The 16,107-nt window shown below is 51.1% G+C and carries 9 protein-coding genes; all 9 read left to right on the forward strand.

Annotation, left to right across the window (positions count from 1 at the left end; translation table 11 throughout):
- The 9 genes from DWB84_RS18925 (at position 1) to DWB84_RS17400 (ending at position 16,079) form a co-directional block, all read left to right on the forward strand.
- On the forward strand, positions 1-1,656 hold the full coding sequence (locus tag DWB84_RS18925) for a hypothetical protein (protein ID WP_222868255.1): 1,656 nt from the start codon (positions 1-3) through the stop codon (positions 1,654-1,656).
- Positions 1,647-4,625, forward strand: coding sequence for a hypothetical protein (locus DWB84_RS18930; protein WP_222868256.1), 2,979 nt, complete (start codon positions 1,647-1,649; stop codon positions 4,623-4,625). Before DWB84_RS18925 ends, DWB84_RS18930 begins: the two co-directional genes overlap by 10 nt.
- A gap of 32 nt (positions 4,626-4,657) precedes the next feature.
- Positions 4,658-4,825: a hypothetical protein gene (locus tag DWB84_RS17370; protein ID WP_187411080.1), complete on the forward strand. Its 168-nt coding sequence runs from the start codon at positions 4,658-4,660 to the stop codon at positions 4,823-4,825.
- Complete coding sequence (locus tag DWB84_RS17375; protein WP_222868257.1) at positions 4,822-5,082, forward strand: hypothetical protein; 261 nt, start codon at positions 4,822-4,824, stop codon at positions 5,080-5,082. The genes DWB84_RS17370 and DWB84_RS17375 overlap by 4 nt, the downstream gene beginning before the upstream one ends.
- Positions 5,083-5,328: 246 nt before the next feature.
- Complete coding sequence (locus tag DWB84_RS17380; RefSeq protein WP_187411081.1) at positions 5,329-5,652, forward strand: hypothetical protein; 324 nt, start codon at positions 5,329-5,331, stop codon at positions 5,650-5,652.
- A 175-nt stretch (positions 5,653-5,827) separates the two neighbouring features.
- Positions 5,828-6,604 (forward strand): type IV toxin-antitoxin system AbiEi family antitoxin domain-containing protein, encoded by a 777-nt coding sequence (locus DWB84_RS19445; RefSeq protein WP_187411082.1) that lies wholly within the window; start codon positions 5,828-5,830, stop codon positions 6,602-6,604.
- Positions 6,594-7,517, forward strand: a complete 924-nt coding sequence (locus DWB84_RS17390) for a nucleotidyl transferase AbiEii/AbiGii toxin family protein (protein WP_187411083.1) — start codon at positions 6,594-6,596, stop codon at positions 7,515-7,517. Before DWB84_RS19445 ends, DWB84_RS17390 begins: the two co-directional genes overlap by 11 nt.
- 100 nt (positions 7,518-7,617) lie before the next feature.
- Complete coding sequence (locus tag DWB84_RS17395) at positions 7,618-13,974, forward strand: DEAD/DEAH box helicase (RefSeq protein ID WP_187411084.1); 6,357 nt, start codon at positions 7,618-7,620, stop codon at positions 13,972-13,974.
- On the forward strand, positions 13,971-16,079 hold the full coding sequence (locus DWB84_RS17400) for a UvrD-helicase domain-containing protein (protein WP_187411085.1): 2,109 nt from the start codon (positions 13,971-13,973) through the stop codon (positions 16,077-16,079). Before DWB84_RS17395 ends, DWB84_RS17400 begins: the two co-directional genes overlap by 4 nt.
- Positions 16,080-16,107 lie beyond the last annotated feature (28 nt).

The following is a 16,107-nucleotide window of genomic DNA, read 5'->3' on the forward strand; positions in this document are numbered from 1 at the left end:
ATGGCGTTTTACGGTCTTCTTAACGAAAACGAATTTTATTCAGACCACTACCTCTCCGAGATTTTCAGCGGCGATATTCGCCAAATATTGGAGGCATGGCAGCAAAAAGAAAACAACGCTCGGGAAGCGGCTAAGGGAGATATTCCAGAAGGCGCAACGCGCTACACCGGTTATCGCACGCCGGCCAACCAGTTGGCGAGTCAGGCCCGGGAAATCTTGCAACGGCTGGAGGAGAGCGAGCGCCTGCGCAAAACGCTGGAGCGGGTACAGGCGAGCCGCAATTTGACGGGAAGGCTACTGCAAATATTCGAGCTGCCCAACCACCCACACTTAAAAATTCTGGAAGATGGCACCCCGGTGCCGCTGCTGGGCGAATTGCTTAGCGCACAAGGTGAACCCTTGTTGTGGATGATCGAATCCCTGCACGGTGCCAGTGATGAGCCGGACCAGGACCCGCTCAGTTTCCGCATTGTGCCGGAGCAGTGCACCAGCCTTAGCGATGACCCTCTGCCGAAAGACATCACCGCGGACGATGCTGCCGACTGGCAAAAACGCTTGAGCCAGCAGATTTTCGCCCAGTCCCAGCCGCCGCGCTGGGTATTGTTGGTCAGCCCACGCCAATGGCTATTGCTGGACCGCGCCAAATTCGCGCAGCACCGGTTATTGCGCTTTGACTGGGTGGAGCTGCTCAGCCGTCGGGAAACGGAAACCCTCAAAGCGGTCAGCGTATTGCTTCACAAGGATTCTTTGCTCGGCAGCCAGGGGCAGAGCCTGTTGGAAACGCTGGACGAAAACGCCCATAAGCACGCCTACAGCGTATCGGAAGACCTCAAATACGCCCTGCGGGAATGTATCGAACTGCTGGGCAATGAAGCCTCCCGCCAGTTGGAAGAGCGCGCCCGCGCGCAAAACCGCAGCATTTATTCCGGCCGCGAGGCGCTGGACCCGGGCGAACTCAGCCTGGAATGCCTGCGCTATATGTACCGGCTGTTGTTTCTGTTTTATATCGAATCCCGTCCGGAGCTGGGCTACGCGCCAGTGGACAGTAGCGTCTATTTAAAAGGTTATTCCCTGGAGCATCTGCGCGATTTGGAGTTGGTGCCTCTGACGACCGAGGCTGAGCGCAATGGCCATTATTTCAATGACAGCCTGAACATGCTGTTCCGCCTGATTCACGAAGGTTATACCCCGGCATCTACACCTCAGGCGGACCTGCTTGCCAATGGCGCAGTCCAGTCCGGCGCTGATGCCTTTAACCTTCCTGCGCTTAAAAGCCACCTGTTCGATCCGGATCGCACCCGCTTGCTGAACCGCGTGCGGTTCCCCAATCATTTATTGCAACGGGTTATTCAATTGATGTCCCTCAGCCGCCCCTCCAAAGGGCGCAAACGCCGGGGGCGCATCTCTTATGCGCAATTGGGCATCAACCAATTGGGCGCGGTGTATGAGGCCTTGCTCAGCTACCGGGGCTTTTTCGCCAAGGACGATCTCTATGAGGTGAAACCCAAAGGCGAAGCGGCAGACGACTTGGGCACTGGCTATTTCGTCTCCGCCGCCGCGCTGGCGGATTATGACGAAGACGAAAAAGTCTTCGACCGCAATGAAGACGGCCTCCAAACGCTGCGGCGGATAACAACGTCTTCGGGGTGGACTTAAACCTGGTGGCGGTGGAGCTGGCGGAAGTTTCCCTCTGGCTCAACGCGTTGAGCGGCGACCGCTTTGTGCCCTGGTTTGGCTTGCAATTGCACAACGGCAACTCCCTGATCGGCGCCCGCCGCGAAGTGTTCCGCGCAGAACAACTGACTAACAAACAAGACGGAAGCTGGCTTAAATCCGCGCCCGAGCGTTTGCCATTGGGCCAAGCCCGTGGCCTAGGGCAAATCTGGCATTTTTTGCTGCCGGATTCCGACATGGCCAACTATACCGACAAGGATGTAAAAGCCCTTTACCCGCAGGCCATTAAAACCATTGCGGAGTGGCGCAAACAATTCACCAAACCTTTTGATAAAACTGAAATAGCGCGGCTGGAAAAACTCAGCCAGCGCATCGCCCAATTGTGGGACGAACACGCCGAGAGCCTGGCACGCCTGCGCCATCGGACAACGGACCCCTACGCTATTTTCGGCCGCGAAGCTAAAGGGGAGCGCACCAGCCTGCAGTTTAAAGACACCGCCTTGGAGCAGGAACTGCGCCTCAACCAATTGGAAAATACCAGCGCCTACCGACGTTTAAAGCTGGTGATGGATTATTGGTGCGCCTTGTGGTTCTGGCCCATCGGCAGTGCAAGCGACTTGCCCGACCGGGAAGAATGGCTGATGGACCTGGAAAATCTACTGCTCGGCGACACCATACAAACCGAACGCCCCGGCCAAAGCCTTAACCTGTTCGGCGAGCAAAACCCGGAGGAGGGCAAACGCTTTGTCAGCCAGAACGGCGTGGTCAATCTCAATATTTTGTTTGCCGCCTTCCCGCGCCTTAAACAAGTCGACCTTATCGCTCGCAAACGCAAATTCTTCCATTGGGAACTGGTGTTTGCCGATATTTTCCGCGAGCGCGGCGGCTTCGATTTGATTTTAGGAAATCCGCCATGGCTAAAAGTGGAATGGAGCAGCGGCGATGTGCTGGGCGACTACGAGCCCCGCTTTGTAATCCGCAAAATGTCCGCTCCACAATTGGCCAAACTGCGGGATGAGACCTTTGAGCGAATTCCGGAATTAAAGAATGGTTGGACGGAAGAGTTTGAGGAGAGTGAGGGGACGCAGAATTTTTTGAATGCTTTGTGTAATTACCCGCAACTAAAAGGTGTGCAGACCAATCTTTATAAATGTTTTTTGCCGCGCGCTTGGGCCAATAGCAGTGAAAAAGGTGTTAGCGGATTTTTGCATCCGGAGGGGGTTTATGATGATCCGAATGGAGGAGTGTTTCGGCGGGAAGTTTATCCGAGGCTGAGGGCGCATTTTCAATTTATAAATGAAACGAAACTGTTTTCAGATGTGCACAATCAAACGTTGTTCAGCATAAATGTCTATGGTCCAAGGGGTGTTCCAAAATTTGTTCATGTGTCTAATTTATTTATTCCACAAACATTGGACTCTTCGTTTGCGCATGACGGATCTGGGATTGTTCCTGGCATAAAAGAAGAGATCGAGCTGCCGGATGGCAGGGTGAAGGTTAAGTGGAACTTTGAGGGGCATGCAGATCGTATTGTCAAAATTACGGAAAACGAATTGGCACTATTTGCCAGATTGTATGATGAAGCTGGCACTCCTGCGCTGGAGGCGAGGCTGCCGGCTTTGCATGCGGTGCAGCTCATGAAAGTGCTGGAGAAGTTCGCCAAGCAACCGAAGCGATTAGAAAATCTAAAAGGTGAATATTATTCAACCCAGCATTGGAATGAAGTTAATGCTCAAAATGATGGAACCATAAAACGCGAAACCCAATTCCCAGTGTCGCCCGATGAGTGGATTCTTTCAGGTCCTCATTTTTTTGTCGGTAATCCGTTCTACAACACTCCTCGTGCGGTTTGTAACACCAACAAAGCCTACGATAACCTTGATCTAGAAATTCTTCCCGACGACTATCTCCCGCGCACCAACTATATCCCCGCCTGCGATCCCGACACCTATCGCGCTCGTACACCGAGAGTGCCTTGGATAGGAGAGGGAGAAACTGAGCCGAAGAGGGTGACGGAGTATTATCGGTTGGGGTTGCGTAAGCGTTTAAGTCAATCTGGAGAACGAACACTAATCCCGGTGCTTTTGCCGAAGAACGTCTCCCACATATTTACTGTGCAAACATCATCATTTAAAGACACTAGGACCCTTGCAAATGCTTTATTGGTAAGCACATCCATTAGCTTCGATTTTTTAGTGAAATCGACAGGGCAAGCAGATTTTACTTCAGGAAGTTCGCGGCTGATTCCCTTGTTAAGTGAAGGTGATCGGTATCTTTCCGGCGTCGCAAGACTTTTGTCTCTCAACTGTCTGACAAAGCACTACGCTGAATTTTGGCAAGCTAACTGGCAAAAAGACTTTCAAGATCAAAAGTGGACCATTACTCAATTTACGCAGCGTATAAATGGTCGAGAACTTCATCCTGGCACTGCCGTTTTACCCCAAAATTTTTTCCAAAATCTCACCTCAGAATGGCAGCGCAATAACGCCCTACGCACCGACTACAGCCGCCGCCAAGCCCTGCTGGAAATTGATGTTCTGGTTGCCCAAGCCCTCGGTCTAACACTGGATGAACTGCTCACTATCTACCGCATGCAATTCCCAGTTATGCGCCAATACGAAGCCGATACCTGGTACGACCAAAATGGCCGAATTGTTTTTACCCCCAGCAAAGGCCTAGTCGGCGTCGGCCTGCCCCGCAAAGCGCGAAAATCCGACCTTGCGCAAGGTATTTACTACGGCATTCAATCCCCCACCCGCAATGAACAGCAAATTGCCCTGGGATGGGAAGATATTCAGCATATGACCGAAGGCACAGTGACCAAAACCTTTATGGACGACACCCTGCCCGGCGGCCCGGTACAACGCACCATCGAATACAAAGCCCCATTCTTCCGCCCGGATCGCGAGGAGGATTATGCGATTGCTTGGCGGGTGTTCACGTCAGCGTAGAATCTACAGATTTAAAAATGAAAGGACGGAAAATGACTGCGATAAAGAAAATACCTTACGAACAAGTCAAATGCCTTTATGCCTCTCTTCGGCAAACTTCCCTTGAAGCAGCTCAAGAAGGCTTGCCGCCGGCACTTCGCAATAAGCGCGGATTTTCCTACAACGAACGTGGCGATTATTGCTACATGGATTTGATATGACTGATAAAAAGCCAGACAGACCTCCAGTAGACTCGCCCGAATTCAAAGAATGGCTCAAATCCCGGGCAAAGAAACATATGGACGATACATTTGGCGATAACTATAAACCGGCTGATTTTGATGAGCGCGGCCCGATTTTTGGCGATATTAAAAACTTTGACAAAACCGATGCGGAGCTATTCCCTGATGAGTTGGAAGAATACACGCCGGAAGAGCGAAGAAAGATAATGAAACTTCTCAAGAACGATAAAAAATAATGGACCACGGTTTAAAGATGACGCCAGCAGTGTGTTGTATTTGCGGAAAAATTCCCGCAGCAGCGGACGATGGGGATTGGCTCGAATTCCAGGATTATGACGCAGCGGGAATGGGCCTATCCCATCCGCAAGGTTTGGAGTTTTTCTGCGGAGAGCATATAAGTAGAGGTCGAGATTTTATTTTATGCACGGCTGCGGAAGCGTTGACGAAAATCAAAGAAGGTCTGACATAAATCGGAGCGCGGTATGTCAAGAGAACCCCATATCCCGGATTTAAGAACCTATGCCTTTCATGAAAAGGCGGCAGAGATTTTGCGCACGCAACCCGAGCGCATCGCTGAAGTACATGCTGTGCTCAATCATTGGCTCGGCATGCCCGGCACCCAAGCCGAAGGCTGGGCCGGTAAATGGCAGCAGCTTATAGACGGTCTGTCCACCCTGGAAATTGCGGATCTGATCTGCAAGCAAGGAGAGGAAATGGACTTTTATCGCAAAAGCAGCCCGTTTGCGTGTTTGATATCAGAGACGGAGCGCCTGGAAATCATACGGAGGTTTCAATACAACCATTAGATGCACGCTTAAATGCCAGCACAGACTGGGCAGTAATCGACAGATGGATCAACAAGCGGTGCTCTCGGGTTTAGTTTAGCAGCAATAATCCTCCAAAATGGACTGTTTTTGCATTGCAGATAAACCGATTGTGGTTTATTTTGAATTCAATTTTGGTCCATGAAAGGCCGTAAAAGTGACGAAAATAAACCAAGCTCTACAAAAATGGCCTGTCGGCGCCGTTGTTACGCAGGCTTGGCTTGATTCGGCGGGGCTTTCGAGTCGGGCGGCGGGTAAAAATGCTGCGCGGGGCAACTTGCTACGGCTGGGCGGGGGAGCTTATGCCCGACCGGGCGATAGGTTGACCTGGGAGGGGGGCGTAGCGGGTTTGCAATATGACGAATCACCGCCGGACCTATCGTTTTGGCCCGGTGGCCTGACAGCGCTGCATTTGGCCGGATACAGCCACTATCTGATGTTGGGCCGGGAGCGTCTTTATTTGTTCGGTCAACCCGGTCGGCGCTTGGCCAAATGGTTTTCCAGCAGAGATTGGGGGGTGGACCTTCAGGTTAGCCAGGCGACGGTGGTGCAGCCGGATGGCCGACTTTTTGTGCCCTATTCACCGCCCGGCAGGGATTACCAGATCCACATCTCCTGCCCGGAAATGGCGATTCTGGAATGGCTGCATGTGCTGCCCAATGAATTATTGTTCAGCGATTCCGTTGTCGATACTTTCAATGGCTTGGTGAACCTCAGGCCTAAGCGCCTGCAAGCGTTGCTGCAAGCTTGCCGCTCTATTCGTTTAAAAAGAGTGTTTTTGTTGCTGGCCCGTTGTAGCGGGCATGCCTGGTATGCGCATCTCGATAAAACACACCTGGATTTAGGCAAGGGTAAACGCCAGTTGATTCCTGGCGGTAAACTCGATAATGAGTTTCTTATTACGGTGCCGGAGCGATTTACCCATGGCGATTGATCCGCGTTATCAAGCGCAAGTGCAGTTATTGGTTCAGGTGCTGCCCCTTGTGGCGCAGGAAAAGCAATTTGCGTTAAAAGGCGGTACGGCCATCAATTTGTTTGTACGCCCCATGCCGCGATTATCGGTGGATATCGATTTAGCGTTTACGCAGGTTCTTCCTCGTGCAGAAACTCTGTCTGCATGTGCTGCAGCGCTCGACCGCATAGCTGCAGCCATTCACAAACAATTGGGCTTTGCGGCTCAACGTCAGACCAACCGTGCGGATGAATTGCGCGTGTGGGTTAGCAATGGCACCAGCCGAATCAAAATAGAAATATCACCCGTATTACGCGGCACATTACATCCTCCAGAGTTGCGCCGAGTGGTGGATGTTGTGGAGGAGGAATACGGCTTCGCTGAAATGCCTGTGGTATCCCTGGCAGATCTCTACGGAGGAAAGATTTGTGCGGCTTTGGATCGCCAGCACCCGCGCGACTGGTTTGATGTGCTGCAATTGCTGGACGCGAAAGAATTCAGTCGAGACATTTTTCTTGGCTTTCTGGTGTATTTGCTCGGCCATCCACGCCCTTTGAGCGAGGTGCTTTGCCCGCGCTGGAAGCCTATGGAGCAGTCTTTTACTGCGGAATTTAAGGGCATGGTTCGCCAGGATTTTCCATTTGAATTATTGGAGCAGACCCGCGAGCGGTTGATGGATACCATCCGCCAACATATAACCCAGCAGGACGCAGAATTTCTGCTGTCCTTCAAGCGCATGCAGCCCAACTGGAGCCTGCTACCTTTAAAGGATGTTGAAGCCCTGCCAGCCGTGCGCTGGAAGTTGCAAAACCTGGCAAAAATGCCAGAAGCGCGGCATGCGGAGGCAGTTGATAAATTGGAGACGGTGTTAAATCAACTTCTCAATCGCACTTAATTAAAAACAAAATAACAACGGAAAAATAAAATGCTGCCCACATTAGTCGCCAACGAGATGCGTGAGGCCGTCAGCCAGTTTTTGCGCAGTGCATTCCCTATTGCGACGCCTTTTTCAGCAGACGGAAAATGCGCCAGCAGGTGCGCATGCCTTAATTGAGGATTTAATTAATCGCCCAGGCGCCTTATTCAAAGGCCCTTATTTGGATATCAAGTTACCTTTTCGCCAAGCTCAAAGTGGCACTTTGCCCTTTCGCAAATTGCGTTTGCCTTTTACGCCTTATCAACATCAGTTATTGGCATTTCAGCGTTTAGCCGCGGAAATGCCGCAATCCACATTGGTGGCCACAGGTACCGGCTCCGGTAAAACCGAATGTTTTATGTTCCCGGTACTGGATGATTGTTTAAACCGGCGCGTACAGGGCATCAAAACCATCGTGATTTACCCCATGAATGCGTTGGCGACGGACCAGGCCAAGCGCTTTGCCAAGGCTGTGGCAAAGCTGGATACCAAACTGACCGTGGGCTTGTTTGTGGGTGGGGATGAGGGTGAAGCTGAAACGGCCATGGGCCCAGAGAATGTCATCACTTGCAAAAAGACCTTGCGTAAAAACCCTCCAGACATACTTCTGACCAACTACAAAATGTTGGATTTTTTGCTGATTCGCCCCATCGATCAGCCCCTGTGGCGCTACAACACGCCCGGTATGTTGCGTTACTTGGTGGTGGACGAGTTACATACGTTTGACGGTGCCCAGGGTACGGATTTGGCGTGTTTGATTCGCCGCCTGCGCGACCGTTTGCAAGTGGGTCCGGAGCTGGCCTGCGTGGGCACTTCTGCCACTATTGGAGCGGATTCCGCCAGTGAATTGTTGCGCTACGCGAGCGACGTTTTCGCTACGCCATTTAATGATGCGGCCATCATTACCGAAGACCGCCTCTCCGCTGATGAATATTTGCTAGGTAAAACGCCAGAGGAGCGCATCGCGAGGAAAAACCAGATTATCTATTTTCATTGGCCACAGGCGGACGATCGGCGTCTGGATCCCGGTCAATATCAGACGCAGGAAGATTATCTATTTCACCAAACTCGCCTTTGGTTTGCAGAGGAGGTGGCTACCCTCCCCGAGTTGGATGCCAAAGACGCTTTTATTCGGGCAGAGGCTGCGGTCGAGCTGGGGGAACTCTTACATCGCCATGAGGCTTTTCACCAGTTGATTCGCGCGGCCGATACTTTGGTCGAAATCAATTCTATTGCCGAACGATGGCAACAGCATCTGGGGTTATCTAATTCCGCCCAGGTGATCCCTTTATTGAGCAGCTTACTGTCGCTGGTGGCGGTGGCGCGGGTGTGGAAGGACAAAGATAATAAAGACCCCAAGGAATGGTGCAATCCGCTGCTGAATGTAAGGCAGCAGTTATGGCTGCGGGAATTGCGCCGACTGGTCTGCGAGGTACCTAAGTCCGGCGGTGTGCCGCATTTGAGGTTTGCTGACGACTTAAAAAGCTTGGAAGAGCCTTTGCAATTACCATTGTTGCATTGCCGCGAATGTAACCTGGCTGGTTGGGGTACAGTGGTGGCTGCGGGCGATAACCATGCCAAGGCGGATCTGCAAAGGTTTTATCAGGCTTGGTTTAGTCATTCGCCCCAATGTCATTTATTGGTGCCCCGCAGCGCCAACGAAAAAGCGGGCTCCGTGCAAACCCGTAAATTATGCGTTAAATGTCTGCGCCTACAGCCCGCGACGCAATCCATAAGCTGCGTGGAATGCAGCGGCGACGCGCTGATAGAAATATGGATGCCGGATATTGTGAGTCCGGACAGGAAAAACGAACGCATTCAGTGCCACCATAATTGCCCGGAGTGCGGCGCCCGCGACTCTATGACCATTTTGGGGTATCGCGCCGCAACGCTGATTAGCGTTATGACTGCGCGGCTATTCGCCACACCTTATAACGATGATTACAAACTTATTGCATTTTCTGATTCAGTTCAGGACGCGGCTCACAGGGCGGGTTTTCTCGGTGCCAATACTTGGCGGCAGGTGGTGCGCCAAGCCATGGTGCATTGGCTGCAAAAACAATCGGTATCGTTAAGCCTACGGGAAATGGCGGATTTGATGCCGGGGAGCTGGCGCGATCTGATCGGCGATGACCGGAAATTCTGCGGTTTATTTATTCCTCCCAACCTAGAATGGCATTCGGATTACCACCAATTAGTGGAGCAAGGCACGCTGCCTGCCAGCAGTGAATTACCGGATATGGTGCATAAGCGTTTGGCGTGGGAGTGTATAGCCGAATTCGGTCGGCGCAGTGCCATTGGACGTTCCCTGGAACGCACAGGTGTAGCGGTAACGGTTTGGGATACACAGCCGCTGATGGCGGATATCGCAAAAGTCGCTGCGCAATGCCGGGAAGAGTTGGGGCAGCTGCGGGAGGTGAGTGATACTGCATTTATTTATTTTGTATTGGGATGGCTACACCATCTGCGCAAAATTGGCGCCATCTATGATTCGGTTTTGGATGGTTATTTGGGCAACAAAGGGAATGAATTTCTGCTAAATAAAATTCCCTGGATGGCGAATTTTGGACGCTCCCAAAGACCGCCGGCAGCTGTCACACTCAATCATTTGACCACAAACTTTGAGGCGTTGGTCGCCAACGGAACGGAAACTTGGTCCACCGATTGGTTGAAAAAGACCTTGGCTGTCGAGTCTATTTTCGCTGCCGCTGATTCACGACAAGTTTTTCAATTGTTGCTAAAGCATTTCACTCGTGCCGGCTGGCTGGTGGAAAAAGAGGCGAGCGGCGAACCCTTGTGGATGCTCAATCCCAATCGTCTTTTGCTGGAGAAAAACCTCTCAACAATTGCCTGCGATCACTGTCGTCACAGTCTCAATACTAGCCCTGAACTGGCCCGCCATTTCGCCGGGATGCCGTGTTTACGCAGGCACTGCCGTGGCAGTTTGCAACAGACAGTGACATCTGCGCCTACCCGCGACTACGGCATCACCGAACCGCGCCGCCTAGCCCCGCACGAACACACAGGATTATTACCACGAGAAGAGCGGGAAGCGGTCGAGCATTCCTTTATCAATGGCAAAGAGCCTTGGCATATCAATTGTTTGTCGGCCACACCCACCTTGGAGATGGGTATTGATATAGGCGAGTTGTCGTCGGTATTTCTGTGCTCGGTCCCACCTGCCCAAGCCAATTATTTGCAGCGTATTGGGCGGGCAGGCCGGCGCGATGGCAATGCATTGGCAGTGACGGTGGCGAATGGTCAAAACCACGATTTATATTTTTACGAAGACCCAATGGAAATGATGGCCGGAAGCGTACATACGCCCGGTGTATTTTTAAAAGCCACCGCCGTTCTGGAGCGGCAGCTGACCGCCTATTGTTTTGACCGGTGGACTGCCACGGGCATAGGTGAATCGGCCATTCCGGCGCAAATGCGCAAAGTGTTGGATGCGGTGGAACACGCACGCCTGGAGCAGTTTCCCCATACGCTGCTCGGTTTTATCAGTCGCAACCGCAGCGAATTACTCTCCGGTTTTTTACGGCTATTTCACGGGTTGGACGAAAATGCGCGGGATCATCTGGCGCAATTTATTCATGATCGGGGGGAAAAGACCCTGGCGCGCCGGCTGATCAACCGTTTGCAAGAGCTGGCGAAAGAGCGAGTGGTGATTTTACAAAAGATCAAGCAGCTCAATGCGGGATTAGCTGGCTACCAGACTGCGCCCGATGATGAAGCTACGCGTGCGAAAAAAGATGAATTGGAGCGCGAACGCAATGCGCTGACGAGTTTGGTTTACAGCATGAACTCTCAGTCTGTGCTCAATTTCTTCACGGATGAAGGTTTGCTGCCCAATTATGCCTTCCCTGAAGAAGGCGTAACTCTGCGCTCGGTGATTTTGCGGCGTAAGCCGCGTCAAACAGTGCAAAACGGCGAGAGCGCCTACCAGAAAATTCCCTATATATTTCAGCGCCCGGCGCAAACAGCGTTGAGCGAGTTGGCACCGGAAAGTCGGTTTTATGCGATTAGTCATGAAATGGAGATCGACCAGATTGATCTGCAATTATCGGAATCCGAAGACTGGCGTTTTTGCGACCGCTGCCAGTACACGGAGCGGGTGGATATTGCTGACAAGCACAGTGCTTGCCCTAAATGTGGTAGTCCGCAATGGGCGGACAGCGGACAGAAACATCGTGTGCTGAAGTTGCGCCAAGTTTATTCCACTGTCGATGATTATAAAAACCGCATTGACGATTCCTCTGAGCAGCGCGAGCCGAAGTTTTTCAATCGGCAAATGTTGGTAAGTATTCCCGCCGGTGCAGGTCAGGGCGGCTATCGCCTGAAAAGCGAAACTCTACCCTTTGGTTTTGAATATTTGCAGAGGACAATTTTGCGCGAAGTCAATTTCGGTCCGATCGGAGGTGATTTACATAATTTTGCGGTGGCTGGGAGAGAAATGCCGCGTGCGGGGTTCCATGTTTGCCGGCATTGCGGACAGGTTCAAAAAGAGCGGCGCAACGAAAAGCCGCATGCGTATACCTGCAAACTATTCAAAAATCCAGGGCTCGCGACGCAGGAGGATTTTTTCTCGAGTCTGTATCTGTATCGGGAATTGGAATCCGAGGCGGTGCGTATTCTGTTGCCTTTAAGTGAGGTGGCCTATTCAGATGAGAAACTGCATTCATTTATTGCAGCGTTAAATTTGGGTTTGCGAGTGTACTTTCACGGCAATGTGCAGCATTTGGAAGTGACTGATATGCGCGAGCCACCAACCACAGACAGTGGTGAGCGAATTTATCTGGTGATTTACGACCGCATACCTGGTGGAACTGGCTATTTAAAAGAGTTGATGCGTGCGCCGGAGAACCTTTTCGGCGTTTTGCATAGCGCATGGCATAAACTCACCACTTGCACTTGTATAGAAGATGAAAATCGTGATGGTTGTTACAAGTGCATTTTGGCCTATCGCGATAGCCGCAATATGCCCTCTATTTCCCGTCATGCTGCTGCGGAATTGTTGGCTGATATTTTGGCCCAGCGAGAACAATTTGAGCCTGTTGCTGAGCTGAATTCAATTTCCACTAACGTTCTAATAGAAAGCAAATTGGAGCAGAAATTTCTCGATGCTTTAGCGCAGCTACCTGGTGCACGCATGACACCGCGATTGATCCGGGGCAAGTCGGGCGCTCTGCTCAGTTTGCCGGGGGAGGAAGGCAAACCCGTTTCTTGGTTGGTGGAACATCAGGTGAATCTGGGGCCAGAACAGGGGGTGGTGTTGCAGACTGCGGTTGATGTTCTGTTAACACCTGCTCGCGAAGAAGATGCAAATATTTATCGGCCTATCGCGGTTTATTTGGATGGTTTGCAATATCACCACGACATAGTGGCGGATGATGTTTGCAAACGGTCCGCGTTGTTGCTCAGCGGGAAATATTGGGTCTACTCCTTGAACTGGGATGATTTGCCACAGTCTGGAAAGACTGCGCCTGCGCACGATCTCGATTTAATGCGTTTGGATGGTTTGATGCAGGCAGCAATGGCAAAGCTGTATGACGGTGCGGCGAATACACAACAATGGGCTTCTGCTGCTGAGCACTCTATGGCACACCCCCTGGGAAGTTTGGCGTGGTTAGACAAGCTTTTACGCAATCCGGGGAATGCACAAGGCTTATTTGCACAGCGCGCCTTGTTTCGCGCATTAACGGCGACTGTGCCGACAGCAATGCAGGACAGTGCGTTGCGGCAGAAAATGGTGTATGAGCTGATGGAAAATGCACCGGCTGCGGTGCGGGATAAGTTGAACTTGGATGCGGATACGCAGATTCCAGGCGGCTTTATGGATGCTCTGGGTAATTCACCTGGTGTAGTAGAGTTGGCGGTGGTTTTACCTATGACCGCGATTCGAACCGGGCGCCTTGCCGATATGCTCTCCCAGACCGTATTGCATCTTTGTTTTGATGACTGGGACACCACTCTTAGCCAGAGCTATAAAACTGCATGGCGAGGATTCTGGCACGCGGTGAATCAGTTGCAATTTTTACCAGGCTTTTCCATGGCCACACGTCAATCCATAGCCAATGGGCAAATGGAGCAAATGTACGCGGCGCTGTATTCATTAAAAGGAGTAACCTCAGTTGCCAGCGGGTCAGTAGACAAATGGAAGACGGTATTTGAGCTTTCTGTGATTGATATTCAATGGCTGAGGGAACTGGCCGCCATGGATATTCCTGAGCCTGAAGTGGGTATGGACTTGACGACAGAGGACGGCGAGGTGGTGTATAGCGGAGATTTGGTGGAGTTGTGCTGGCAACAGGCGAAAGTGGCAGTTATCAATGGACCTGTCACCATCGAGCTTGAAGGCTGGCGAATGGTTGAAGCGAATGATCGTATGGTAAACGCCATTAAAGAAATGATTGGAAATGGAGTCTTTGCATGAGTGAAATACAAGTAGCAATATCCCAGGACTTCTTTAATGCGTTCGCGGATATTCCTCGAGCAAAACAAAAGAAGGTGCAGGAGTTTGTTAGCAAGTTTCGCAACAACCCACAGGCATCTGGCATAAACTACGAAAAAATCAATGATGCCGCCAATCCAGGGTATAGATCTGTTCGTATAGATCAGGAATATCGGGGCATTGTGCTAAAGCCCGAAAAAGGTAATGTTTATTTATTGATGTGGGTGGATAAGCATGATGATGCTTACGACTGGGCCCGGCGTCATAAATGCCAGATCAACCCAGAAACGGGCACGCTACAACTTTACGAAGTTGTGGTTGGAACCCCTACTGCGGAACCTACAGCGGTATTGCAAGAAGCGCAGGCCCTACTTACTTTGCGAGATCGGGAATTCTTACGCCTCGGTGTACCGGAGGAGCTTTTATCTAAGGTAAAAGCTCTGGCCTCCATGGCCGAATTAGAGGCCATTAAAGCGCAATTGCCTGTAGAAGCATTCGAGGCGTTGAGTTTTTTGGCAGACGGCATTCCCTTGGAGGAGGTAATGCAAGAATACGCCGTGCCGGATGGTGTAGCGATAGACCCGGAAGATATTGCCGTTGCCCTTGCGCGGGTGCCAACTCAACGGCGCTTTACGGTGGTGACGGACGAGCTGGAACTCAAGCAGATGCTGGAGGCACCACTCTCCCAGTGGCGAGTGTTTCTTCATCCCACGCAGCGGCGTTTGGTCGAACGCTCTTGGAATGGGCCAGTACGCGTGCTGGGTGGGGCAGGTACGGGGAAAACCGTGGTCGCCATGCACCGCGCTCGTTATTTGGTAAAACAGGTTCTCAAGCCCGGTGAAAAATTATTACTGACTACCTTCACTCGAAATTTGGCATCGGATATTGAATTCAATCTCCGAAAAATCTGCACACCAGAGCAGATGAAGAAAATTGAAGTTGCCAATATTGATGCTTGGGTTATGCGCTTCTTGAAACGAGAAAAGCAGAATGTACGCATTGTTTACAGCGATATGGATGATTATGAGAGGTGTTGGCAAAAAGCCTTGGCGTTGCAGGATGGCTCATTAGAGCTGCCAGATAGTTTTTATCAAGACGAATGGGAGCGGGTGATTTTGCCGCAGCGGGTACTTTCGCAAATGGATTATTTCAAAGCCAGCCGGATCGGCAGGGGAGTGCCTTTATCACGGCAGCAAAGAGCTAAAGTCTGGCCGATTTTTGAAGAAATGCGTTTGCAAATGCATCAAGCCAATATCGTGACATTACCCGATGCGACTTTTGCGGCACTTGATTTGTTGATACAAAAAACGCCTCCATATCGCGCTGTTATCGTGGATGAAGCGCAGGATTTTGGTGAAGAAACCTTGCGACTATTGCGTAGCTTGGTTGATGCACAACCCGAGGATTTGATGATCGTCGGCGACGGACACCAGCGAATCTATGGTCGTAAGTCATCACTGGGGAAATGCGGTATTAATATCCGTGGTCGCGGCCGCAAGTTGCGTATCAACTATCGGACGACTGAACAAATTAGACGATTTGCGACGGCAATTTTAGAGGGAGTAAGTATTGACGATATGGATGATGGTAGTGATACCACGGTCGGCTATAGATCGCTCGTTAACGGCGATATTCCGGTGTTAAAAGGTTTTGAGAATGAGCAAGAAGAAGCGGTTTGGGTTGTAGATGAGATTGAACGACTATTACAACAAGGTTTGGAATCTCAGGATATTTGTGTAGTAGGAAGAACGATCAGCCAAGTTAAGACTGTCTCCCATGAGCTAACTCATCGTAGCCATGTTGTTCACAATCTGAGTCGAGAATCTTCCGATGACTCTAAGATACCAGGAGTTCGCTTGGCGAATATGCATCGCGTAAAAGGATTGGAGTTTAAAGTGGTCTTTTTGGTAGGTGTTCGTGACGGTGTGATGCCTTTGGATTTCGCTTTGAATAAATCTGATGACCCTGTGGAAAAACGATCAGCAGAGATTTCAGAACGAGCTTTATTGCACGTAGCTGGGACCCGGGCGGTCAGGGGCCTTTATGTGACTTGGAGCGGAAAACCTAGTCCTTTCATTGTGAAATAAAAAAGGGGCACCTCGTTGCCCCTTTTCT

The sequence above is a fragment of the Saccharophagus sp. K07 genome (assembly GCF_014336955.1).
GTDB lineage: Bacteria > Pseudomonadota > Gammaproteobacteria > Pseudomonadales > Cellvibrionaceae > UBA5868.

Excerpts from the sequence above, each read along its gene's own strand:
- DWB84_RS18925 (WP_222868255.1), top strand. The coding sequence starts at position 1 with ATGGCGTTTTACGGTCTTCTTAACGAAAACGAATTTTATTCAGACCAC.
- DWB84_RS17370 (WP_187411080.1), top strand. The coding sequence starts at position 4,658 with ATGACTGCGATAAAGAAAATACCTTACGAACAAGTCAAATGCCTTTAT.
- DWB84_RS17375 (WP_222868257.1), top strand. The coding sequence starts at position 4,822 with ATGACTGATAAAAAGCCAGACAGACCTCCAGTAGACTCGCCCGAATTC.
- DWB84_RS17380 (WP_187411081.1), top strand. The coding sequence starts at position 5,329 with ATGTCAAGAGAACCCCATATCCCGGATTTAAGAACCTATGCCTTTCAT.
- DWB84_RS17390 (WP_187411083.1), top strand. The coding sequence starts at position 6,594 with ATGGCGATTGATCCGCGTTATCAAGCGCAAGTGCAGTTATTGGTTCAG.
- DWB84_RS17400 (WP_187411085.1), top strand. The coding sequence starts at position 13,971 with ATGAGTGAAATACAAGTAGCAATATCCCAGGACTTCTTTAATGCGTTC.